This window comes from Bacillus sp. BML-BC051 (assembly GCF_019656175.1).
Classification (GTDB): domain Bacteria; phylum Bacillota; class Bacilli; order Bacillales; family Bacillaceae_G; genus Bacillus_A; species Bacillus_A mobilis.
Genome location: NZ_BPLI01000017.1, coordinates 252,928 through 275,499, shown reverse-complemented (window position 1 = coordinate 275,499; position 22,572 = coordinate 252,928). Strand labels below are relative to the sequence as shown.

Below are 22,572 nucleotides of genomic sequence, written 5' to 3'. Positions count from 1 at the left end.
GATGAATAAAGGGCGCGTTACGCAAATCATGGGTCCGGTTGTAGACGTTAAGTTTGATGGCGGAAAGCTACCAGAAATCTACAACGCCCTTACGGTAAAACAAAGCAACGAAAACGGAACAAGCATTAACTTAACATTTGAAGTTGCACTTCATTTAGGTGATGATACAGTTCGTACAGTTGCAATGTCTTCCACAGACGGACTTGTTCGTGGTACAGAAGTAGAAGATACTGGTAAAGCAATCTCTGTACCAGTTGGTGATGCAACACTTGGTCGCGTATTTAACGTATTAGGTGATGCAATTGATTTAGATGGTGAGGTTCCTGCCGATGTACGTCGTGATCCAATTCACCGTCAAGCACCTGCATTCGAAGAATTATCTACTAAAGTAGAAATTCTTGAAACTGGTATTAAAGTAGTAGACTTACTTGCTCCTTACATTAAGGGTGGTAAAATCGGTCTATTCGGTGGTGCCGGTGTAGGTAAAACGGTATTAATTCAGGAATTAATTAACAACATCGCACAAGAACACGGTGGTATCTCTGTATTCGCTGGTGTAGGTGAGCGTACTCGTGAGGGTAACGATTTATACCACGAAATGAGCGATTCTGGCGTAATTAAGAAAACTGCGATGGTATTCGGACAAATGAACGAGCCACCTGGAGCACGTCAACGTGTTGCATTAACGGGTTTAACAATGGCTGAACATTTCCGTGATGAGCAAGGACAAGACGTACTTCTGTTCATCGATAACATCTTCCGTTTCACGCAAGCAGGTTCTGAAGTATCTGCCCTTCTTGGTCGTATGCCATCTGCGGTAGGTTACCAACCGACACTTGCAACAGAAATGGGTCAATTACAAGAGCGTATTACATCTACAAATAAAGGATCTATCACGTCTATCCAAGCGGTATATGTACCAGCCGATGACTATACGGATCCAGCACCAGCTACAACGTTCGCTCACTTAGATGCAACAACAAACTTAGAGCGTCGTTTAACACAAATGGGTATTTACCCAGCCGTAGATCCATTAGCATCTACATCTCGTGCACTTTCTCCAGAAATCGTAGGAGAAGAGCATTATGAAGTAGCTCGTCAAGTACAGCAAACTTTACAGCGTTATAAAGAGCTTCAAGATATCATCGCTATCTTAGGTATGGATGAGTTATCTGAAGAAGATAAGTTAGTTGTACATCGTGCTCGTCGTATTCAATTCTTCTTATCTCAAAACTTCCACGTAGCTGAGCAGTTTACAGGTCAAAAAGGTTCTTACGTACCTGTAAAAAATACAGTTAGCGGATTTAAAGAAATTCTAGAAGGAAAATATGATGACCTTCCAGAAGATGCGTTCCGTTTAGTTGGTGGCATTGAAGAAGTTATTGAAAACGCGAAGAAAATGATGGCGTAAGGCCTTAGGAGGGACGAAGTATGAAGACATTTCCAGTCAGTATTGTAACTCCTGATGGACCGGTTTACGAAAAAGAAGTAGAAATGGTAAGCGTAAAAGCAGAGAGTGGGGAAATGGGGATCTTACCGGGTCACATTCCAACTGTTGCACCATTAAAAATTAGTGCAGTTCGTCTGAAAAATGGTGGACACACTGATTATGTAGCGGTAAGCGGTGGCTTTATCGAAGTTCGTCCAGATAAAGTAACTGTATTATCATCATCTGCTGAAGAAGCAAACCATATCGATATCCATCGTGCAAATGAAGCAAAGCGTCGCGCTGAGCAACGTATGCAAGATAAACAAGCACATGTTGACTTTAAACGTGCAGAAATGGCATTACAACGTGCCGTGAACCGTTTAAACGTTTCCGATATGAAGTAAAAAATCCGTAAAGGCTTTGCCTTTACGGATTTTTTTGTGTAGTTTATGGATAATTTTACAAAAATGGTATAATTATATTGATGCTTGTATAAGTAGAGAATGTACAACAATTTATAAAGGAGATGAATAAATGATTGGTGAAATGAAACGAGAAGCGTTGCACTCTTTAAAGGGAAATTGGGGACTAGGTGTTGGATCAACGATTTTATATCATATCATAAGTTACGTCGTTTCAATGGCTGTAATGCTTATATTATTAATTCCAGGAGTTATAATATTTCTTTTAGCTTCTATCTCAATTGGTTCAATTGGAGAAGAAGCGATGGGAATTGCAGCTGTGATTACGTTTGGGGTTTTTTATTGTCTTATGATAATTTTAAGTTATGCAGCTTATGGTATTACAACATACGGTTATACGAATGTGTTTCTACAAATAAGTAAAAGAGAAGATGCTAGAGTGGATTACTTGTTTGAAGGGTTCCGTGGTTTTAAAAGAATGATGAAAACAATGTGGGCTATGGTTGCAATTTTGTTATATACAGGTGCATGGGTGCCAATGTTAGGAATGATTGTGTTTGGGACATTAGGTTTTTTTGATGAGAGTGCAAACCCATCGTTCATAATCGTTTTCTTTATTTTATTAGCTATCTCGGGTATTGTAATGACTATCCTGTATTTTTCGTATTCAATGACGTATTATGTGATGGTTGAAAAACCAGAATATAGTGTTTCACAGGCAATGAAAGAAAGTAAGTATCTTATGAAGGGGCACAAATTGGATTTGTTTCTGTTGTGGCTGAGTTTTATAGGTTGGGCAATTTTAGCAATTCTTACACTTGGAATAGGTTTTCTTTGGCTTAGCCCGTATATGAGTACAACGACAGCGCATTTTTATCGCTATCTTGCAAAAGATGAATTGTAGTAGGAACATGCTATACTAATAGAGTTATTACGTATAGGAGGACGATTATGATTAGTGATTTAAAAGGAGAAGCGCTAGATTCATTAGAAGGGAAATGGGGATTAGCTGTCGGTGCAACATTACTGATTTCGATTCTTATTTCAGCTTTTAGTTTTAGTATTAATTTCATTTTCTCTCAGGTTTGGGATTGGAAAGAAGTAAATAGCTCATTTTCAGTAGACGTTATTTCAATATTGATGGTAGGTCCATTAACGCTAGGTGGTTATTATTTAGCACTACATATCATTCGTGAAAAAGAGGCACGTATTGGACATATATTTAGATGGTTTACAGAAGGAAGTAAGTTTATAAAGTCATTTTTATTATATATAGTAGTGAACATTTATATTTTCTTATGGTTTTTACTATTTATTATTCCAGGCATTATTAAATCATTTTCTTATGCGATGACGTACTTTATAATAAATGATCATCCTGAGTATTCCATAAATCAAGCTATTACAGAAAGCCGTCGTATGATGGATGGACATAAGATGGAGTATTTCATTTTATGTTTAAGTTTTATTGGTTGGTTTATATTAAGTTGTATTACGTTAGGGATTGGATTCCTATGGTTAATTCCATATTTTTATACGACGTCAGCAGCCTTTTATGAAGAAATTGCAGAGGAGTATTACGAGAAAACAATTCCGACACTATAAAAACACCCAGTATGAGCTATTGGTTCATACTGGGTGTTTTTTGTAGAAATTTTATAAATTGATGACTCGTAAGTGGTTTACTGAAATAGTAACCTTGCATATATTTACAGTTGTTCTTTTGTAGAAACTTAAGTTGTTTTTCTGTTTCAATTCCTTCAGCAACGACAGAAAGGTTTAAAGTATTTGCAAGGGAAAGGATAGTGGAAACGATGGCTCTTTCCTCAGGCCGATGATCGGCAAGTTGTGTAAATTCTCTCGGTACTTTTAATGTATCGATAGGGAAAATTGATAAATAAGCGAGAGAAGAATAGCCGGTACCGAAGTCAACAATGGACGTTTGAATCCCATATTCCTTTAATTGTTTTAGTCTTGATAATGTTTCTTTTTCATCAATCATTGCAATTCGTTCTGTTAACTCAAGTGTTACATATTTTGGATCGACGTTAACGTCTGTTAGTATTTGTGAAATGTCCGAGATTAAATCATTTTGTTGGAATTCTTTTGCTGATAAGTTAACACTTATTTTTAAATCTTGGTAGCCGAAAGTATGCCATATTTTTAGCTGACGACAAGATTCTTTTAATACCCAATGACCGAGTGGCACGACTTGTGGCGTCTCTTCTACAATTGGAATGAACTCACATGGCGGAATATCACCTAGGAGTGGGTGTTTCCAGCGTATTAATGCTTCAGCACCAATAATTTTTTTCGTTGTAATATCAATTTGTGGTTGATAGACGAGATAAAATTCTTCGTTTACTAAAGCGAGTGGTAAATCTTTTTCAATTCGAGCTTTTCGTTCCATCTTTTTATACAATTCTTTCGTGTACAGAGAGCTACCGTTTTTTCCTTTATTTTTTGCTTCGTACATGGCCATATCAGCATGTTGTAAAATGGACAATGGATCTTCACCTGCTTCAGGATATATTGCAATCCCGATGCTCGGTGAGATGTGTAAATGTTGATTTTCGATTTCGAATGGCTCGTTCATGGCTACTACAATCGTATCGGCTATTTTTTTTACATCTGGTCTTTTTTTATAGTTTTCGATAAGGATTGTGAACTCATCCCCAGCTAGCCGGGCGAGCTTCATATTTGGTGTCGATAGTCTTTCGAGCCTTTTTGCTACTGCAATTAATAGAAGGTCTCCTACCCTATGACCGAGGGTATCGTTAATAACCTTAAAGCGGTCTAGGTCGAGAAACATCACAGCAAAAGGCCTTTTTGATACTTCGGATCGAGCAATTGCTTGTTCTACATATTGATGAAATGCACGGCGATTTGCAAGCTCTGTTAACGTATCATGATATGCTAGAAAATTAATTTGTTCTTGTTGTTGTTTGCTTTCCGTAATATCTTTAATCATTAAATAAACCCCAGAAATATGATTCTTTAAAAAGATGGGAACAGCTGTAACATGCAAGTAGTAAATATCTCTATTTTTATGATATGCCCGTATTTCTAAAGAAATAGATTTCCCCTTTTTTACGCGATGAAAGGCACTAATGATTTCTTCCAAATCTTCTTCATACATAAGGGAATAGTAAGGCTGATTTAATAATTCATTCGTTTGATAACCGAGTAAAGTAGTACCAGCGTTATTCACTTTAAGAAAGTTACCGTATAAATCTAATGTGAAGATTGGATCTGGATGATGTTCATATAAAGATTTAAACATTTGTTGGTTATGATATAGTTCATTTTTTTGTTCTACTAAATCTTCTGTACGTAGTTCAATCTGTTTTTCGAGTTCTGAGTTGAATTGCATTTGGGCTAGTAATAATATTTTATTTTGTCTTCGGACTAAACTGTGGCGTATGAGAACGAAGGAGAAAGTTATCATAAGTCCGATTACTACAATAGGTGCAAAGACGTATTCAACTAATATAAAAACAATAAGCATGACTACAGAAATATAAGGTAATGATAATCTGATCGATTCCCCAAGCTTAGGGGTTAATAGTACTTGCTCTTGGCTTTCGGGTTCTTTTGTATGCAGAATACAGGCGATTGCTACTAGTACTAAAGTTACTTGATAGAGAGGAGTAACTGTAAACATAGAATACTCGGGTGTGAAGTATTTGATATAAGCATAAATCGCATCTGTAGTAGCATATAAAATTAAAGCACTGCCAAGAAGCGCACCAACTTTTTTGGATAATAAGGATAATGGCTTGAATAACAGATTGATTCCTATGAGAAAAAAGAGCAAATCGGCCATTGGATAGGTAAGTTGAACGAATATGTCGATATAGGATGTTGAAGAAACGTGAATGGTGCGTTCAATAAGTAAGTAGTAACTTAAAGTGAATTGTGCTGTAACAATAATACAAATATCACATATCATAAAAAGCTTTTCTAATAAATCGCGGTTATAGATGATTTCATATAGAAATGCAAATGCAAAGCTAATTAAAAAAAGTAGATAAAAAAAATCGGACGCATCAACAAATGTATAGTAGTCCTTTAATATTAAACGTTGATAGGCAACGACGATATCACCAATGAAATAAGAGAGAGTTCCAACAGATAAAATGGTCCAAAATAAACGAGGTAATCCTTCTTTCCTATTTGAAAAATAAAGTATATAACTACAAGCGATAATATCAATGAATAAGGTACTCATTCCAATTAAAATTTGAAAAGGAAATGAGTATTCATATAGAAATGGCATTGCTACGTAATGAATCGCTACAGACAACAATATACTGCTTATAAGAATACTTACATGTGTTTGTTTCTTCATTTATCTCACCCACGGTATATACATATAAATTCCTCTTTTATTTTTTATAGTTTCTTGAAAAACATATATAATTTTTATATTTATTTTGCACAGGTATGGCGCGAGTTATAAAAACAGATTTCAATAATTCTCGTTTCTGTCCCCAATATATCGACATAGGAATTTGAAGTTTGCTATAATGATTAAAATAGTTGCATTATTTAGAAAAATTTAAAAATAATAATTACTGCAACTAGGACATATTGTTTACTAAGTGAACTTGTTCTTAATTCAGGGGGGAGGGTTTCACAATGGCAAGTGTATATGAAAATAGTTATATGATCGTTTTGATTTTCTTGCTATTAGGCATATTGCTGCCGGTAGTGGCTCTTACATTTGGAAGGATGCTGCGTCCAAACAAACCAAGTGCAGCGAAAGCGACGACGTATGAGAGTGGGATTGAGCCTTTTCATGATGCAAATATTCGGTTTCATGCTCGTTATTATATTTTTGCTTTATTGTTTGTCATCTTTGATGTAGAAACTTTATTTTTATATCCATGGGCTGTCGCATATGACAAGCTCGGTTTATTTGCACTGATTGAAATGCTCATCTTTGTTGTAATGTTGCTAGTTGGATTAGCGTATGCTTGGAAAAAGAAGGTGTTACAATGGTTATAAATTTTGAGGAATTACATCCAAATGAGCGAGCGGAATTAGAACGAAATATCTTTTTTTCTACATTGGAACAGTTGAAAGGATGGGCACGTAGCAACTCTTTATGGCCGATGACATTCGGACTAGCATGCTGTGCAATTGAAATGATGGGAGTAGGTTCATCACATTATGACTTAGATCGATTTGGGTCATTTTTTCGGACTTCACCAAGGCAATCGGACGTTATGATTGTGTCGGGAACAGTAACGAAAAAGATGGCTCCTATTGTTCGGCGTTTATACGATCAAATGCCTGAACCAAAATGGGTTATTGCAATGGGATCCTGTGCGACAGCAGGAGGTCCATATGTAAATTCATACGCTGTTGTGAAAGGTGTAGATCAAATTGTACCAGTTGACGTGTATATTCCTGGCTGCCCACCAAATCCTGCTGCCTTAATTTATGGAATTAATAAGTTGAAAGAAAAAATTCGTTACGAGGCCAAGACGGGAAAGCAGGTGACGAATAAATGAGTGATCCAAACAAAGACTTAGAGGATTTGAAAAGAGAAGCAGCTAGGCGTGCGAAAGAAGAGGCAAGAAAGCGTCTCGTTGCGAAACATGATGTGGAAATAAGTAAACTTGAGGAAGAAAATCGAGAAAAAGAGAAAGCGCTACCAAAAGGTAGTGAAATGACTTTGGAAGACGCAAAACGCCGCGCAGCCGCGGCCGCGAAAGCAAAAGCAGCGGCATTAGCGAAGCAAAAAAGAGAAGGAACCGAAGAAGTACCGGAAGAAGAAAAGGCGAAAGCGAAAGCGAAGGCAGCGGCGGCCGCAAAAGTAAAAGCAGCGGCATTAGCGAAGCAAAAGAGAGAAGGAAGCGAAGAAATACCGGAAGAAGAAAAGGCGAAAGCGAAGGCAAAGGCAGCGGCGGCCGCAAAAGCAAAAGCGGCAGCATTAGCGAAGCAAAAGAGAGAAGGAAGCGAAGAAATACCGGAAGAAGAAAAGGCGAAAGCGAAGGCAAAGGCAGCGGCGGCCGCAAAAGCAAAAGCGGCAGCATTAGCGAAGCAAAAAAGAGAAGGAAGCGAAGAAGTAACGGAAGAGGACAAGGCTAAGGCGAAAGCAAAGGCCGTGGCGGCAGCAAAGGCAAAAGCAGCGGCGTTAGCGAAGCAGAGGGCCTCGCAAGGTGATGGGGATTCGGGAGATGAAAAGGCGAAGGCAATTGCAGCAGCGAAGGCGAAAGCGGCTGCGGCTGCAAGGGCGAAGACAAAGGGTGCTGAAGGTAAGAAGGAAGAGGAGCTGAAGTCGGAAGAGCCATCCGTGAATCAGCCGTATTTAAATCAGTATGTTGAAATTATTAAGGGGGGAGTGGGAGAGGATACATTAGTAGATTCCTACATTAATAAACTTTCAAAAGATGTGCCAACTCTTGTGGTGGAGCCTTCAAAATATTATGAAGTGATGGAATTATTGCGGTTCCACGAGGGACTTGCATTTGATTATATGTCAGAGCTACATGCGACAGATTTTGTGACGCATATGGAAGTATATGTTCATTTATTTTCATATGGAAAGAAACAGTCAGTAGCGGTGAAGGTGAAGCTGGATAGGGAAGAGCCGCAAGTAGAATCGGTGACAGCATTTTGGAAAGGCGCGGATTGGCCAGAGCGAGAAGCGTATGATTTGCTCGGCATTGTATTTAAGGGACATCCGAATTTATCACGTATTTTAATGCCGGATGATTGGATAGGGTATCCGCTCAGGAAAGATTATGAACCGTATGATGTGGAGGTGTAGCTTATGATCCGTACGGAAGAAATGCTTTTGAATGTAGGGCCTCAGCATCCGAGTACGCACGGTGTGTTCAGGCTTGTTATTAAGATTGACGGGGAAATTATTAAAGAAGCTACACCAGTTATTGGATATTTGCATCGCGGGACCGAAAAGATTGCTGAGAGCTTACAGTATACGCAAATTATCCCTTATACAGATCGAATGGACTATTTATCGGCCATGACGAATAATTACGTCATTTGCCATGCTGTAGAGACGATGATGGGGCTTGAAATACCGGAGCGGGCCGAATACTTGCGAGTACTTGCAATGGAGCTTGGAAGGATTGCGAGTCACCTCGTTTGGTGGGGGACGAATCTTCTTGATATAGGAGCGGTCAGCCCATTTTTGTACGCGTTTCGTGAACGAGAGATGATTATAAATTTATTAAATGAATTATGCGGTGCCCGGCTTACTTTTAACTATATGAGAGTCGGGGGTGTAAAGTGGGATGCGCCGGACGGTTGGATTGAAAAAGTGGAAGAGTTTGTTCCGTATATGAGAGAGCAATTGGCAGGTTATCATGATCTCGTTAGCGGTAATGAGATTTTCTTAAATCGTGTAAAAGGCGTTGGTATATATAGCGCGGAAGAAGCGATTTCGTATTCTTTAAGCGGAGCGAATTTGCGGTGCACGGGAGTAAACTGGGATCTTCGCAAGGATGAACCGTACTCTATTTATGATCGTTTTGATTTCGATATTCCTGTTGGGAGCGTGGGAGATGCTTGGGATCGTTACGTTTGCCGTATGCAAGAGATTGAGGAGTCATTAAAAATTGTTGAGCAAGCTGTCCAGCAGTTCCCGAAAGACGGAGCTGTGCTGGCGAAAGTGCCGAAAATCATTAAGGCGCCTAAAGGGGAAGCGTTTGTCCGTATAGAATCACCGCGAGGAGAGATTGGTTGCTATATTGCTAGTGACGGAAAGAAAGAGCCGTACCGCTTGAAGTTTCGCAGGCCGTCTTTTTACAATTTGCAAATTTTACCGAAGTTATTGAAAGGTGAAAACATCGCCAATTTAATTACGATTTTAGGTGGAGTTGATATTGTACTTGGGGAGGTTGATGGCTAATGATTGAAACGCTCTTACAATCACCTTCAAGCTGGACGAATTTCTTCATTTTTTTCGGATTAGCGGTGCTTCTATTATTTGCAGTCCTTGGCTTCGTTACATATGGTATTTTGGCAGAACGGAAAGTGATGGGATTTATGCAAGGGCGGATTGGACCAAACCAAGTTGGGGGCCGGTTCGGTTTACTGCAAACGGTAGCTGATGTTTTGAAACTACTATTAAAGGAAGATAGTATTCCGAAAGCGGCAGATAAACCGTTGTTTATATTAGCACCTGTTATTGCATTCGCACCGGCATTTATGGTGCTTGCAGTCATCCCGTTTACTGATAAATTTCAGTTTGCGGATATTGGCGTAGGCTTACTGTATTACATTGCTGTTTCTGGTATTACGACGATTGGTGTCGTGACCGGAGGATGGGCATCAAATAATAAATATTCCCTTTTAGGAGGGATGCGTGCGGCGGCGCAAATGATTTCTTATGAAATTCCGCTCGTAATGAGTGTAATTGGCGTCGTTTTGTTAGCTGGTAGCCTGAATTTAAATGAAATTGTAGCAGCGCAGGAGAATGTTTGGTACATTTTCGTGCAGCCAATCGGTTTCGTTGTTTTCTTAATTGCGGCGGTAGCAGAGTTAAATAGGACGCCGTTTGATTTACCAGAAGCAGAATCGGAACTTGTTTCTGGATATCATACGGAATACTCAGGATTTCGCTGGGCGTTTTTTATGCTTTCAGAGTACGTATATTTCTTCGGAATGGCATCTTTAATTACAGTGCTCTTTTTAGGTGGATGGAATCCAGTTATGTTCCTTGGGTTTATCCCAGGAGCTGTATGGTTTGCTTTGAAATTTAGCAGTGTAGTCTTTCTATTAATTTGGTTCCGCGTTACGTTCCCGCGTATAAGAGGTGACCAGTTAATGGAGTTTGGCTGGAAAGTATTATTGCCAATTGCACTTGCAAATATTTTCTTAACGGCATTGATTAAGGAGTTATTCTTCTAATCTATGAGGGGGGTGCCAGTAAGAGATGAAAGGACTATTTAAAGGATTAAAATATACATTAAGCAATTTGAGTAAGAAGAAGGTGACTTATGATTATCCGAATCAACCGTTGCCATTGCCAGACCGTTTTCGAGGCATTCAAAAGTTTTATCCAGAAAAGTGTATTGTTTGTAATCAGTGCTCCAACATTTGTCCGACAGACTGTATTCAGTTAACAGGGAAAAAACATCCAGATCCTACGAAAAAAGGAAAAATTATCGACACGTACGATATTAATTTTGAAATTTGTATTCTTTGTGATTTATGTACAGAAGTTTGTCCGACAGAGGCGATTGTTATGACAAATAACTTTGAACTCGCGGAGTATTCACGTGATGATTTATTTAAAAATTTGCAGTGGCTTGATGAAAACGACGAAAACGTCAGGAAGGAGAATAAAGCATGAATGGCGAGTTTGTAGCATTCTTCATACTATCCTTGTCTGCAATTATCGGCGGCGTTCTTATGTTGAATTTAACGAAAGTTATGCATATGATGCTAGCTCTCGTTCTGACATTCCTCAGCATTGCAGGTTTGTACTTTCTTTTATCGGCCGAATTTATCGGAGTTGCACAAATTTTACTTTACTCGGGTGCGATTACAATTATTATGATCTTTGGCATTATGTTAACGCAACATAACGCAGAGAATGAATCGCGTCTTACTCTTCGAAAATGGATTATCTTCTTTGCGGTTGTAGCATTTGGGGCAGTTATGTATTTCGCTGTTAACAATATTGATTTTGCAAATGAAAGCACACAAGGAAGTTTACCTCTCCATGAAAAAAACACACTTCAAATCGGTACACTTCTCTATTCGAAATATATTATTCCATTTGAGTTAACCTCAGTTATTTTACTTGTAGCACTTGTTGGCGCGATTATACTTGCGAAGAAGGATGAGAAAGAGGAGGGTTCCGATGAGTAGCGTTCCGGCTTCTGCATATTTAACGCTTGCGATTATTTTATTTTGCATCGGTTTGTTTGGAGCTCTAACGAAACGAAATACAGTGATTGTATTAGTTTGTATTGAATTAATGCTTAATGCGGCTAATTTAAATTTAGTAGCATTTAGTAAATTAGGTTTGTTCCCAAATTTAACAGGGCAAATTTTCTCTCTGTTTACGATGGCTGTAGCGGCTGCGGAGGCGGCGGTAGGACTCGCCATTTTAATTGCTTTGTATCGTAATCGTACGACGGTTCATGTAGATGAAATGGATACGCTCAAAGGATAACATTGTGACCGAAAAGGGGGAAGGAAACAATGATCGATTATGCATGGCTCATACCGCTTTTCCCGCTTGTTTCGTTTTTTTTATTACTTATATTCGGGAAGAAAATTAGAGAAGGAAGCAGTGTACTTAGTATTTTCCTCGTCTTTCTCTCCTTTATATTTGCGGTACTTGTATTAATAGAACGGTTTTCGAAAGTAGGATTAAAGCATACGTGGGTATGGCTTAGAACGGGAGATATTGATATATCATTTGGCTTTGAAGTGACTGCATTAGGGGCTTTAATGCTGTTTATCGTTACACTTGTGAGTTTACTTGTACATGTGTATTCGAAAGGTTATATGAAAGGTGACGAAAGATTACCAACCTTTTATGCCTATTTAGGACTCTTTACATTTGCGATGCTCGGGCTCGTTATATCACCGAATTTATTACAGCTTTATATATTTTGGGAGTTAGTAGGCCTCGGTTCATTTTTACTCATCGGTTTTTATTTCTTTAAAGAAGAAGCGAAGGCTGCTGCGAAAAAGGCTTTTATTATGACTCGTATTGGAGATGTCGGGTTATTTATAGGGATGATCTTACTTTTTTGGCACGCGGGTAGTTTTGAATATGACGAAATATTTAGGGCGATTCATACGGGTGATCTCACCCCTACGATGATTACAATAACAGCGATCTTAATTTTTATCGGGGCGATGGGGAAGTCAGGTCAGTTCCCGCTTCATACGTGGTTACCAGATGCGATGGAAGGGCCGACGCCTGTTTCGGCACTTATTCATGCGGCGACGATGGTCGCAGCTGGCGTATATTTAGTGGCGACGATGTTTCCGCTATTTTCAGCAAGTGCGGTGGCGATGCAGACAGTGGCAATTGTTGGAGCATTTACTGCAATCTTTGCGGCTTCTATCGGTCTTGTGCAAACGGATATAAAGAGAGTGCTTGCTTATTCTACAGTTAGCCAGCTCGGGTATATGATGCTTGCGTTAGGATCTGCTGGTTATGTAGCTGGGGTTTTCCATTTAACGACACACGCCTTTTTTAAAGCGCTACTATTTTTGGCTGCAGGAAGTGTTATTCATGCAGTGCATACGCAAAACATTAATAAAATGGGCGGTTTACAGAAGAAGATGAAAGTAACGGGTGCACTATTTTTAATCGGTACGCTTGCAATTAGTGGTGTGCCACTCCTTTCCGGTTTCTTTAGTAAAGATGAAATTTTAGCGGCGGCTTGGATGAATGGCAATTACGTTTTATTCATATTAGCAGTAATTGCAGCATTCTTAACAGCATTCTACATGTTCCGGCTATACTTCCTTGTCTTTACTGGGGAAGCGAAGACGAAGGAAGACGTGCAGGAATCGCCCCGCATTATGACGTATCCGATGATCGTCCTCGGCGTCCTCGCGGTAGTGGCGGGTTATATGAATACACCATGGTTTGGGACGTTTCTCGGGGATTGGCTTACGAAAGATGTAGCATTTAAAGCGCGAGAGGTACACGGGCCAGTTTGGATTATGATTGTAGCGACGCTCGTTTCATTTGCAGGGATTGCTCTGGCATATTTCATATATGGTAAGAAATCTATTTCTAGAGATTGGGCTGGTGGCGAGGGAACACCTCTTTATAACCTTTTGAAAGAAAAATATTATGTGGATGAACTATACAATATGACAGTGCTCCCTATTACGAAGGGAATCGCTCATGTGCTTCGCTTATTTGAGGTGTATGTAGTCGAAGGAATTGCTGTTTTAATAGGGAGTCTAGTTAAAGGGATAAGCGGACTCGGTTCTAGACTCCAAAATGGAAATGTACAAGTGTACGGCACTGTAACAGCTGTTTCGCTTGCAGTACTCGTCATTATTTTGCTCTATACGGGAGGGGATTTACGATGAATGATTTGTTATTAACGTTCTTCATTTTTTCCCCGCTTTTAGGAATTCTCTTACTTGTATTAACACCGAAAAAAGAATCGCGTACAGTGCGAGCGCTCGGTTTGTTTGGGACGGCGCTTCCATTTGGAATCGCTATCGTCCTCGCTTGTACATATGCTTCTGGAAAGAGTTTGTCGCTATTCGATGAAAAAGTGAAATGGATTAAATTTGGGGATTTTGCAGCGGTGGATAAAAGATGGTTTTCCATTTATTACGAGCTTGGTATTGATGGTTTATCGCTCGTTATGATGGTGCTGACGGCCCTTCTAGCGATACTTGCAGCAATTGCGGCATTTACTATTAAAAGGAACTTAAAAGCCTTTTATATGCTGCTACTTATGCTAGAAATAGGGATGCTCGGCGTCTTCGCTGCTCAAAATTTAATGTTGTTCTTTATCTTCTTTGAAATTACATTGCCGCCAATGTTTTTATTAATTGGGAAGTGGGGGAAATTGTCGAGTGAAAAGGCTGCTTATAGTTATTTAATATATAACGGTATCGGCTCCGCTATTTTACTCATCGTTTTCTCAGTTTTATTTGCGAAAACAGGTACAACAAATATTACAGAGCTTAAAGAAATATTAACGAGTGTAGGTGCTGGGGGAGGAATCATCGTCTCAAGTAGCTTACAGTTCGGTTTATTTCTTGCCATAATGATCGCTTTTGCGATTAAACTACCCGTTTTCCCGTTACATCGCTGGATGGTTAATGTGCATATTGAAGCGCATCCAGCTGTAGTTATGCTTCATGCGGGCGTTTTACTGAAGATTGGAGCATACGGTATGATTCGTTTCGGAAAAGGGCTATTCCCGGAATACTTTCGCGAGTTTGCAACGCTCATTGCGATTTTAGGAGTTATTAATTTATTGTACGGAGCCTTCTTAGCGCTCATCCAAACGGACTTTCGGAAGGTGCTTGCTTACTCTAGTATCTCGCATATGGGCATTGTATTAATGGGCCTTGCGGCGTTAAATGCACCAGGTACACAAGGGGCGCTATTCCAAGTTGTCTCGCACGGTTTAATTGCGGCCTTACTCTTCTTCTTACTTGGTGTTATAGAACAACGTTTTGGAACGTCGGATATTACAGCGCTTGGCGGACTCGCAAAAAGTGTCCCGGTACTTAGCGGATTCTTCTTAGCAGGAGGAATGGCATCGCTTGGATTACCAGGAATGTCTGGATTTGTTAGCGAGTTTCTTGCCTTTCTCGGTTTATTCCAAGGGGAGCCAGTCATTGCGGCAGTCGGCGTACTCGGCATCATTTTAACCGCTGTATACGTATTGAGAGCGACACTTCAAGTAACATTTGGTAAGAAAGAGTGGGGAGTGAAAGCTGATATACACGGATGGGAGTATGTCCCTATATTGCTACTGATCTTCTGCATTATTGCAATTGGAGTAATGCCAGAAATACTAGGGGATCCGCTTCAAAATACATTGAAAACATTGGGGGTGAAGTAGGATGGATATGAATACGTTACTTAGCTTATCATGGCATCTCATGGTGCCAGAATTCATTATTCTCGGAGCTGCCATCCTTCTTTCCATATGTGACTTGTTTTTTAAGTTGAACCATAGATATGTAGCGCTTAGTGCAATCGCAGCCGTCATATTAGCAATCGTGTCGTTAGTTACGCTATACGGCGAACCAACAGGAGATATTTTAAACGGATCGTTTGTGTTAGATGGGTTTTCAAAAGGGTTCAAAACGTTGTTATTAGGCGGAGCAGCCCTTATCTTATGCACCGCAATGAGCGATGATAAGAAGAATCCAATTGAAGATAAGGGAGAATATTATTACTTATTTTTAATGGCCCTCCTTGGGGCTATGTTTATGGCTTCTAGCGTCGACTTCATTACACTTTTCGTCGGTTTAGAATTGCTTTCACTTTCTTCATATATTTTAGTAGGAATACGAAAAAAGAACCGTACATCAAATGAGGCGGCCATGAAATATGTCATTAATGGAGGAATTGGAACTGCAATTACGCTCTTTGGAATGAGTTATTTGTACGGTATTACAGGATCGACTAATATCGTGGATATGCAAAAAGTATTCGCAGGGGAGCTTGCTGGTGGTATTCAGTTATTGTTAGCTCTCGCATTTCTACTATTACTCGTTGGACTCTCGTTTAAAATTGCGACGGTGCCGTTTCATATGTGGGCACCAGATGTGTATGAGGGAGCGGCTACGCCTGTTACTGCTTTTCTTGGAACGATTTCTAAAATTGCTGGGTTCTTACTCATTATTCGTCTGTTTCTCATGGTTTTTGCAAGTGTATCGGTGCAAGGAGACATGCAATCCTTATACGGACGTATGAGCATATACATTGCCGTGCTAGCGAGTATTACGATGATTATTGGGAATGTAGTAGCGTTAAAGCAATATAACGTAAAACGCCTATTTGCCTATTCGGGAATCGCACATGCGGGGTATTTACTCGTTCCGCTTGTAGCATTATCACCATTTACGATGGATAGCATGTGGTTTTACATGCTTGCGTATATGCTTATGAATATAGGCGCGTTTGCAATTATCCACGGCTTAATCTTACAAAGCGATAAAGAAAACATTACCATTTTCACCGGATTATATAAAAGATCGCCATTTACAGCGATAGTGATGACGATTTTTATTTTATCGTTGGCCGGAATACCAGGAACAGCTGGTTTCATCGGGAAAATTAACATCTTTTTAGGTGCACTGCATGTAGAGCCAGCTCATTACGTACTAGCTTCTATTATGATGGGAACGACAGTCATTTCATTCGTATATTATTTCCGTATTCTACAGCAAATGTTTTTCCGGACGGGAGAAGTGGAAGAAAAAATTCATTTGCCATTCAATATAAAGGTTGTTATGAGCCTTTGTGCAATTTCAATTGTAATACTAGGGATTATGCCGATGATCGGATACAATTTCTTTTATGAATATTTTCCATTAATGAAGGATTTCTTCTTCCTAGGGAACGTGGTACAATAGTGAAAATAAAAGGTGTGGAGTTGTTACTCTGCGCTTTTTATTTTGTGTGAACTACAATTGAAAATGCATGTAGGTATACGTTTTTGAGGACAAATTACGATGTGAAATGTAAGATGCTTATTTGTATTTGAAAAAGTGTGGCTTCTACTTATTATGGTATCGTTTTTAGAGTATTTTGTAAGTAGTAGCTGGGTAAAAAGGGGTCGATTTTTTGGCACATCTTTTAGGGCAACAAGCACTGATTGCCATCGTTTCGCATTTATTGTTTATTACCATTACGTGGTGGGCCTTACAAGGGATTCACATTGAGCGTTTAATGAAGCCTGGAAAGGTGATGCAGACGCGAGTATTACTCATCCTAATTACAATTGCAATTGGGACATCTGTAAGTAACTTTTTCCTTGATTATTTAGGCTATTCAAAGAGTTTAACGTATTTAGTAAAGTAAGTGTATAGAACCTCATATCTCCGTTAACAATGGGGATAGGAGGGGATGAAATTGAAGCTTAAAGCCATTCTTATTGTTGTGATAAGTGTTGTTTTATTTTTGGTTGGATATAGAGAAATGAAACCGATCAGCGATGAACAGAAAATGGAGAGTATGATTGCAACTTTAGAGAAAAATGATGCTAAAGTAGAGAAGTGGTCATGGTTAGCGCGAGAAACAAAAACAATTTCTAATATACATACGTTTCAAAAGTTGTTAAACGATGTGAAGGGCAAGGCGAATATTCAAAAGTGGGAATTAGAACAATCTCCAGATGGATATAAAGCTACATCCTATAAAAAGTTTTCTTCTTATGAAGAACGAGTAGTAGTAACATGGAGTAAGGAAAATACTAAAGAAAACACTTTCATTATTTTTGAAGTAAGTGGGGCGAAATGGGACCCGAAGTACATTCAGAAAACAAATAAAATTTTTAGTGAAAAACCTATAATTTACACTTGTGTTCAAGGTGTACTGAATGATAAGATTGAAGGTGTTTTGCAAAATAAAACCAATCAGGTTTTGAAAGATCTTTCAGCAAGAGCGATCGAACAGATAGAAGAAAGAGCATTTGTGTCAGTCTCCGCATACAATAAAAAGTGGGATGACGCTCTTTCAACAAATAGAGAGAAAATAAATGTGCAAATAGCAATACGTTCTACAGACAACAAAGATACAATTGTGGTTGGCACACCGATCATAACTTCTGAGTATTGAGTGAATAGATACTGAAAAAAGGACACGGAGGGGAATAATTTGGAAAAGATCATCGTCCGTGGCGGAAAGCGGTTAAACGGCACAGTGCGTGTTGAGGGCGCAAAAAATGCTGTATTACCTATAATCGCTGCAGCCCTATTAGCGAGTGATGGAAAGAATGTACTATCTGAAGTACCAGTTTTGTCTGATGTATACACAATTAATGAGGTATTACGTCATTTAAATGCTGAAGTCGTATTTGAAAATAACCAAGTAACAATCGATGCTTCTAAAGAACTAAACATCGAAGCACCATTTGAATATGTGCGTAAAATGCGTGCATCTGTTCAAGTAATGGGACCATTGCTTGCGCGTAACGGTCGTGCTCGTATTGCACTTCCTGGTGGATGTGCAATTGGTTCACGTCCAATTGACCAACATTTAAAAGGCTTCGAAGCAATGGGAGCAAAAGTACAGGTTGGTAATGGTTTTGTTGAGGCATACGTTGAGGGAGAACTAAAAGGAGCTAAAATTTATTTAGACTTCCCAAGCGTGGGCGCGACAGAAAACATTATGTCTGCAGCTACATTAGCAAAAGGGACAACAATCCTTGAAAACGCAGCGAAAGAACCAGAAATCGTTGACTTAGCTAACTTCTTAAATGCGATGGGAGCGAAAGTACGCGGAGCTGGAACTGGAACGATTCGTATCGAAGGCGTTGATAAATTATATGGTGGAAACCACTCTATTATTCCTGACCGTATTGAAGCAGGAACATTCATGGTTGCAGCGGCAATTACTGGTGGAGACATCTTAATTGAAAATGCTGTACCTGAACATTTACGCTCAATTACAGCGAAAATGGAAGAAATGGGTGTTAAAGTTATTGAGGAAAATGAAGGTGTACGTGTTATCGGCCCGGATAAATTAAAAGCGGTTGATATTAAAACTATGCCTCATCCAGGTTTCCCAACAGACATGCAATCACAAATGATGGCATTATTACTACAAGCTGATGGAACAAGTATGATTACAGAAACGGTATTCGAAAACCGCTTTATGCACGTTGAAGAATTCCGTCGTATGAATGCTGATATTAAAATCGAAGGTCGTTCTGTTATTATGAACGGTCCAAACAGCTTACAAGGTGCTGAAGTAGGCGCAACTGATTTACGTGCTGCTGCTGCATTAATCTTAGCTGGTTTAGTATCTGAAGGTTACACTCGTGTAACTGAATTAAAGCATCTTGACCGTGGTTATGTAGATTTCCATAAGAAATTAGCTGCATTAGGTGCAACTATTGAACGTGTAAACGAAAAAGTAGAAGAAGTGAAAGAACAAGAAGTTTCTGATCTTCACGCTTAATTGAAATAGTCTCTACGTCTTTTGACGTAGGGGCTATTTTTTTGGGTTATTACTGTTATAGTCAATAAATTCTATACTTATGCACGTACCAGTGAAAATATTTAGAAAATTTTCGTTTTAGCTGGTTCCCCTTAAGTATGTTCTAAAAGAAAGAGTTGTTCCATAAGAATGAATGGAGTAAAGCTTTTTCATATTGGGGGAAATAAGATGAAATTTTCAAAGCCGCTTTTCATCACAGTAGCGCTTCTCATAGCGCTCGTTATCATTGTACCTGCTGCTCTTGTTATTCCATTTGCGAAAGCAAAGGTAGGGGAAGAAGCAGCTTCTAAAACTCCTCCAGCGATAGAAAGTATACCAGCTCCAGGGAAAGTGGATACAGCGGTGCAAGTTGCTGTATATCGTGAGAAACAGAAAAAGGTAGATACATTACCTATGGAGGAGTATGTGACCGGTGTAGTAGCTTCTGAGATGAATGCCAGTTTTGAAATAGAGGCGCTAAAGGCGCAGGCATTAGCAGCGAGAACATTTGTGGTGCAGCGTATGCTAAGCGGAGGAAAGAAAAACAATGCGGACGTGACCGATACGGTGAAAGATCAAGTGTACAAAAGTAAAGAGGAATTGAAGAAACAATGGGGTAATAACTACGAAAATAATTTGAAGAAAATCGAAGAAGCCGTTTCAAAAACCGCAGGACAAGTTTTAACGTATGATGGAAAACCGATCTCAGCATCCTTCTTCTCAACGAGTAATGGCCGGACAGAAAATGCGGCTGATTACTGGGGAAATGATTATCCGTACTTAAAGAGCGTAGATAGTCCGTGGGATCAAGCCTCTCCAAAGTTTACGAGCGAGCAAACCTTTACAGTAGCTGACTTCCAAAAACGTCTCGGTGTGAAAGTGCTAGCAGATGGGAAAGTTGGTGATATTAAAGGGCGTACAGAAGGAAAACGTGTAAAAGACGTAGCGTTTCAAGGGAAAACATTAACCGGAAGAGATGTACGTGACAAATTAGATTTACGCTCTTCTGACTTCACGTGGAAACAAGATGGAGATAAAATCATTGTTACGACGAAAGGCTTCGGCCACGGCGTTGGCATGAGCCAATACGGAGCAAATGGCATGGCAGCGGAAGGTAAGAAATATACAGATATCGTTGCTCATTATTATAAGGGTGTCGAAATAAAGTCGATGAATGATTATGAAGGAAAGTTAATGGTGAAGAAGTAAGGTGTAGAATAGACCGTCCCAAGAGGTATGTTGGGACGGTCTTCTTTTGTTAGTAGATAGGTTATCCTTGTCGAATCGTTGATATATTAAAAAAATCATCAATGCCCAGCGATGACAGAACTCTGTTTAAGGGGCCCATGGATCGCTGGAAGCTATTATAAGGATGAGCGTACAGAATAATCAATGAAAGTTGGCTGGCTCCATACAGGAGACATCGTCACGGTTGATTCGGAAGGATGTATTAAGATTGCTGATCGTACGAAGGACTTAATTAAAAGTGGAGGCGAATGGATTTCTTCCGTAGATTTAGAAAATACTTTAATGTCGCACGATAAAGTGTTAGAAGCATCTGTTGTGGCGGTGCCGCATGAAAAGTGGCAAGAACGTCCCGTTGCTTGCGTTGTATTAAAAGAGGGACAAGTAGTCGAAAGAGAAGAGTTGTATGCTTTATTAGAAGCAGAATTTCCGAAATGGTGGATGCCAGATGCTATTTTATTTGTAAATGAAATTCCGAAAACATCTGTAGGGAAATTCTTAAAGAGAGCGTTGCGTGATCAGCTCAAGACGTATATGGTAGAGAAAAATTAGAGAAGGAGGCTATCCTTTCAGTTGGATAGCCTTCTTTTTATGGTACTTCATAAAATATCTAAATCTTCCATTAATTGTTTGGTATAATAGGATAAAAAGTATTTGGGGGAGACAGAATGGCGTTATTGGAGTTGAAACAGTTAGGGAAGACGAACCAGTTACCGGTAGTTGAACTGAAGGTTGAGAAGGGACAATGTGTTGTTTTGCAATGTAATAACCATACAGCTAAAGTATTGCACCGCATTATTATTGGTGAGGAAGAAGCTTCAACTGGCAACGTACTATTTGAGGGAGAATCGATTGGAAAGAAAAATTATTACCGCATCGGTTTTTGTTTTTTGAAAGATGAAGCATACGACCGTTTGAAGGTAAAGGAATACTTTAAGTTCTTAATAGGGCTGTATGGATCAAATATGAGCACGGAAGAAGTAGTACAGTATGTCGGCCTCTTAGATAAATTAAACGTTAAAATAGAAAAACTATCATTTTCAGAGAAACGTCGCCTTCATATCGGGCGTGTTATGATTCATAATCCGGATTTAGTTATTTTGGAAGAGCCAGAGCAAAATGTAGATACAGAGAGCACGATTATTATTCGAAAATCAATTATGGCAATGAAAGAGCAAGGAAAGGCGATTTTTATTACGTCATCCTTTCTATCGGACTCCCTTTCGTTAACAGAGGATGTATACATTTTAAATAACGATGGTGTGAAGAAAATAGAAATTGAACAAGAAGAAGTTGAAGAGGTTGATGGAGAAAAAGTTGTTCAAATGATTCCGCAGATGAAACTTGAAAGAATTCCAGCGAAAGTGAACGATAAAATCATTTTACTTGATCCGATGGAAATTCATTTCATTGAAACGCAAAACGGAGTGACACATATTCATGTGCGCGAAGGTGATTTCGTATGTGCATTAACATTAAGTGAACTAGAAGCGAGATTAACAGGATTCGGGTTCTTTAGATGTCATCGCTCGTACCTTGTGAATTTACAAAGAGTACGAGAAGTGATTACGTGGACTCGTAATAGTTTTAGTTTAATTTTGGATGACGAAAGAAAAAGTTCAATTCCGCTTTCGAAAGGACGAATGGATGAATTAAAAGGTGTGATTGGGCTATAAAAATTGCTCCAATAAGCTCAAAATACGATTCATTCACCGGTGAAAATACTCCTTTTACCGGTATTTTACTGCGTAACCTCTTTGTTTTTCATATGATTGAGTCAAGAAAAGCGAAACAAACAAACGAAAAGCGCTAAAGCGACTTTCATCTATAAAAGAAAA

The 22,572-nt window shown here is 39.2% G+C and carries 21 protein-coding genes and 1 pseudogene; 21 read left to right on the top strand and 1 reads right to left on the bottom strand.

Translation table 11 applies throughout. From position 1 onward, the window contains the following. Nucleotide 1 precedes the first annotated feature (1 nt). The 4 genes from atpD (at nucleotide 2) to K5S59_RS09330 (ending at nucleotide 3,456) form a co-directional block, all read left to right on the top strand. Nucleotides 2-1,411, top strand: a complete 1,410-nt coding sequence (atpD, locus tag K5S59_RS09345; RefSeq protein ID WP_001032603.1) for a F0F1 ATP synthase subunit beta — start codon at nucleotides 2-4, stop codon at nucleotides 1,409-1,411. Nucleotides 1,412-1,431: 20 nt separating this feature from the next. Continuing rightward, the gene (gene atpC, locus K5S59_RS09340) at nucleotides 1,432-1,833 is read left to right on the top strand and encodes a F0F1 ATP synthase subunit epsilon (RefSeq protein ID WP_000847214.1); all 402 of its coding nucleotides are present in this window, start codon (nucleotides 1,432-1,434) and stop codon (nucleotides 1,831-1,833) included. A gap of 130 nt (nucleotides 1,834-1,963) precedes the next feature. Further along, nucleotides 1,964-2,755, top strand: a complete 792-nt coding sequence (locus K5S59_RS09335) for a DUF975 family protein (RefSeq protein ID WP_120451031.1) — start codon at nucleotides 1,964-1,966, stop codon at nucleotides 2,753-2,755. A 47-nt stretch (nucleotides 2,756-2,802) separates the two neighbouring features. Then, complete coding sequence (locus tag K5S59_RS09330) at nucleotides 2,803-3,456, top strand: DUF975 family protein (protein WP_000622454.1); 654 nt, start codon at nucleotides 2,803-2,805, stop codon at nucleotides 3,454-3,456. Nucleotides 3,457-3,472: 16 nt separating this feature from the next. Here the strand turns inward: K5S59_RS09330 and K5S59_RS09325 are convergent, their stop codons facing one another. Beyond that, a complete protein-coding gene (locus K5S59_RS09325; protein WP_212981767.1) occupies nucleotides 3,473-6,202 on the bottom strand; it encodes a putative bifunctional diguanylate cyclase/phosphodiesterase in 2,730 nt (909 codons plus the stop codon). A gap of 290 nt (nucleotides 6,203-6,492) precedes the next feature. Here K5S59_RS09325 and nuoA point away from each other — a divergent pair, with 290 nt between their 5' ends. From nuoA to K5S59_RS09240, 17 genes and pseudogenes are all read left to right on the top strand, one after another. After that, nucleotides 6,493-6,861 (top strand): NADH-quinone oxidoreductase subunit NuoA, encoded by a 369-nt coding sequence (gene nuoA / locus K5S59_RS09320; protein ID WP_120451028.1) that lies wholly within the window; start codon nucleotides 6,493-6,495, stop codon nucleotides 6,859-6,861. Continuing rightward, nucleotides 6,852-7,370, top strand: a complete 519-nt coding sequence (gene nuoB, locus K5S59_RS09315) for an NADH-quinone oxidoreductase subunit NuoB (protein WP_000236331.1) — start codon at nucleotides 6,852-6,854, stop codon at nucleotides 7,368-7,370. Before nuoA ends, nuoB begins: the two co-directional genes overlap by 10 nt. Continuing rightward, nucleotides 7,367-8,632 carry an NADH-quinone oxidoreductase subunit C gene (locus K5S59_RS09310; protein WP_120451027.1) on the top strand — a complete coding sequence of 422 codons (1,266 nt, stop codon included), beginning with the start codon at nucleotides 7,367-7,369 and terminating at the stop codon, nucleotides 8,630-8,632. Before nuoB ends, K5S59_RS09310 begins: the two co-directional genes overlap by 4 nt. A gap of 3 nt (nucleotides 8,633-8,635) precedes the next feature. Beyond that, nucleotides 8,636-9,736, top strand: coding sequence for an NADH-quinone oxidoreductase subunit NuoD (nuoD, locus tag K5S59_RS09305; protein WP_000621434.1), 1,101 nt, complete (start codon nucleotides 8,636-8,638; stop codon nucleotides 9,734-9,736). Then, nucleotides 9,736-10,737, top strand: coding sequence for an NADH-quinone oxidoreductase subunit NuoH (nuoH, locus tag K5S59_RS09300; RefSeq protein WP_000573437.1), 1,002 nt, complete (start codon nucleotides 9,736-9,738; stop codon nucleotides 10,735-10,737). Before nuoD ends, nuoH begins: the two co-directional genes overlap by 1 nt. 25 nt (nucleotides 10,738-10,762) lie before the next feature. Further along, a complete protein-coding gene (nuoI, locus tag K5S59_RS09295; RefSeq protein ID WP_000677191.1) occupies nucleotides 10,763-11,182 on the top strand; it encodes an NADH-quinone oxidoreductase subunit NuoI in 420 nt (139 codons plus the stop codon). Then, nucleotides 11,179-11,703: an NADH-quinone oxidoreductase subunit J gene (locus K5S59_RS09290; protein WP_001012825.1), complete on the top strand. Its 525-nt coding sequence runs from the start codon at nucleotides 11,179-11,181 to the stop codon at nucleotides 11,701-11,703. Before nuoI ends, K5S59_RS09290 begins: the two co-directional genes overlap by 4 nt. Beyond that, nucleotides 11,696-12,010, top strand: coding sequence for an NADH-quinone oxidoreductase subunit NuoK (gene nuoK / locus K5S59_RS09285; protein WP_000100078.1), 315 nt, complete (start codon nucleotides 11,696-11,698; stop codon nucleotides 12,008-12,010). Before K5S59_RS09290 ends, nuoK begins: the two co-directional genes overlap by 8 nt. A 29-nt stretch (nucleotides 12,011-12,039) precedes the next feature. Continuing rightward, nucleotides 12,040-13,902, top strand: a complete 1,863-nt coding sequence (gene nuoL / locus K5S59_RS09280; protein ID WP_000568196.1) for an NADH-quinone oxidoreductase subunit L — start codon at nucleotides 12,040-12,042, stop codon at nucleotides 13,900-13,902. After that, a complete protein-coding gene (locus tag K5S59_RS09275; RefSeq protein WP_000998946.1) occupies nucleotides 13,899-15,401 on the top strand; it encodes an NADH-quinone oxidoreductase subunit M in 1,503 nt (500 codons plus the stop codon). The genes nuoL and K5S59_RS09275 overlap by 4 nt, the downstream gene beginning before the upstream one ends. Nucleotides 15,402-15,408: 7 nt before the next feature. Beyond that, nucleotides 15,409-16,923, top strand: a complete 1,515-nt coding sequence (nuoN, locus tag K5S59_RS09270) for an NADH-quinone oxidoreductase subunit NuoN (RefSeq protein WP_033656420.1) — start codon at nucleotides 15,409-15,411, stop codon at nucleotides 16,921-16,923. Between the two features lie 211 nt (nucleotides 16,924-17,134). Then, nucleotides 17,135-17,371, top strand: a complete 237-nt coding sequence (locus K5S59_RS09265; protein ID WP_000940742.1) for a DUF1146 family protein — start codon at nucleotides 17,135-17,137, stop codon at nucleotides 17,369-17,371. Nucleotides 17,372-17,422: 51 nt separating this feature from the next. Continuing rightward, the gene (locus tag K5S59_RS09260) at nucleotides 17,423-18,127 is read left to right on the top strand and encodes a YwmB family TATA-box binding protein (RefSeq protein WP_000767924.1); all 705 of its coding nucleotides are present in this window, start codon (nucleotides 17,423-17,425) and stop codon (nucleotides 18,125-18,127) included. Between the two features lie 39 nt (nucleotides 18,128-18,166). Continuing rightward, nucleotides 18,167-19,471, top strand: coding sequence for a UDP-N-acetylglucosamine 1-carboxyvinyltransferase (murA, locus tag K5S59_RS09255; protein WP_000411269.1), 1,305 nt, complete (start codon nucleotides 18,167-18,169; stop codon nucleotides 19,469-19,471). 207 nt (nucleotides 19,472-19,678) lie between these two features. Continuing rightward, a complete protein-coding gene (spoIID, locus tag K5S59_RS09250; RefSeq protein WP_000672645.1) occupies nucleotides 19,679-20,698 on the top strand; it encodes a stage II sporulation protein D in 1,020 nt (339 codons plus the stop codon). A 111-nt stretch (nucleotides 20,699-20,809) separates the two neighbouring features. Next, nucleotides 20,810-21,286 (top strand): annotated as a pseudogene (locus K5S59_RS09245) (AMP-binding enzyme); the annotation flags it as partial. A 116-nt stretch (nucleotides 21,287-21,402) separates the two neighbouring features. Beyond that, nucleotides 21,403-22,410, top strand: coding sequence for a LytTR family transcriptional regulator DNA-binding domain-containing protein (locus tag K5S59_RS09240; RefSeq protein ID WP_001185971.1), 1,008 nt, complete (start codon nucleotides 21,403-21,405; stop codon nucleotides 22,408-22,410). Nucleotides 22,411-22,572 lie beyond the last annotated feature (162 nt).

Bases quoted from the DNA above. Each gene is read 5' to 3' on its own strand.
- atpD (WP_001032603.1), top strand. From the start codon at position 2: ATGAATAAAGGGCGCGTTACGCAAATCATGGGTCCGGTTGTAGACGTT.
- nuoN (WP_033656420.1), top strand. From the start codon at position 15,409: ATGAATACGTTACTTAGCTTATCATGGCATCTCATGGTGCCAGAATTC.
- K5S59_RS09275 (WP_000998946.1), top strand. From the start codon at position 13,899: ATGAATGATTTGTTATTAACGTTCTTCATTTTTTCCCCGCTTTTAGGA.
- nuoI (WP_000677191.1), top strand. From the start codon at position 10,763: ATGAAAGGACTATTTAAAGGATTAAAATATACATTAAGCAATTTGAGT.
- K5S59_RS09335 (WP_120451031.1), top strand. From the start codon at position 1,964: ATGATTGGTGAAATGAAACGAGAAGCGTTGCACTCTTTAAAGGGAAAT.
- K5S59_RS09325 (WP_212981767.1), bottom strand. From the start codon at position 6,202: ATGAAGAAACAAACACATGTAAGTATTCTTATAAGCAGTATATTGTTG.
- nuoK (WP_000100078.1), top strand. From the start codon at position 11,696: ATGAGTAGCGTTCCGGCTTCTGCATATTTAACGCTTGCGATTATTTTA.
- nuoH (WP_000573437.1), top strand. From the start codon at position 9,736: ATGATTGAAACGCTCTTACAATCACCTTCAAGCTGGACGAATTTCTTC.
- nuoL (WP_000568196.1), top strand. From the start codon at position 12,040: ATGATCGATTATGCATGGCTCATACCGCTTTTCCCGCTTGTTTCGTTT.
- spoIID (WP_000672645.1), top strand. From the start codon at position 19,679: ATGAAATTTTCAAAGCCGCTTTTCATCACAGTAGCGCTTCTCATAGCG.
- nuoB (WP_000236331.1), top strand. From the start codon at position 6,852: ATGGTTATAAATTTTGAGGAATTACATCCAAATGAGCGAGCGGAATTA.
- K5S59_RS09310 (WP_120451027.1), top strand. From the start codon at position 7,367: ATGAGTGATCCAAACAAAGACTTAGAGGATTTGAAAAGAGAAGCAGCT.
- atpC (WP_000847214.1), top strand. From the start codon at position 1,432: ATGAAGACATTTCCAGTCAGTATTGTAACTCCTGATGGACCGGTTTAC.
- nuoA (WP_120451028.1), top strand. From the start codon at position 6,493: ATGGCAAGTGTATATGAAAATAGTTATATGATCGTTTTGATTTTCTTG.
- nuoD (WP_000621434.1), top strand. From the start codon at position 8,636: ATGATCCGTACGGAAGAAATGCTTTTGAATGTAGGGCCTCAGCATCCG.
- K5S59_RS09240 (WP_001185971.1), top strand. From the start codon at position 21,403: ATGGCGTTATTGGAGTTGAAACAGTTAGGGAAGACGAACCAGTTACCG.
- K5S59_RS09290 (WP_001012825.1), top strand. From the start codon at position 11,179: ATGAATGGCGAGTTTGTAGCATTCTTCATACTATCCTTGTCTGCAATT.
- K5S59_RS09330 (WP_000622454.1), top strand. From the start codon at position 2,803: ATGATTAGTGATTTAAAAGGAGAAGCGCTAGATTCATTAGAAGGGAAA.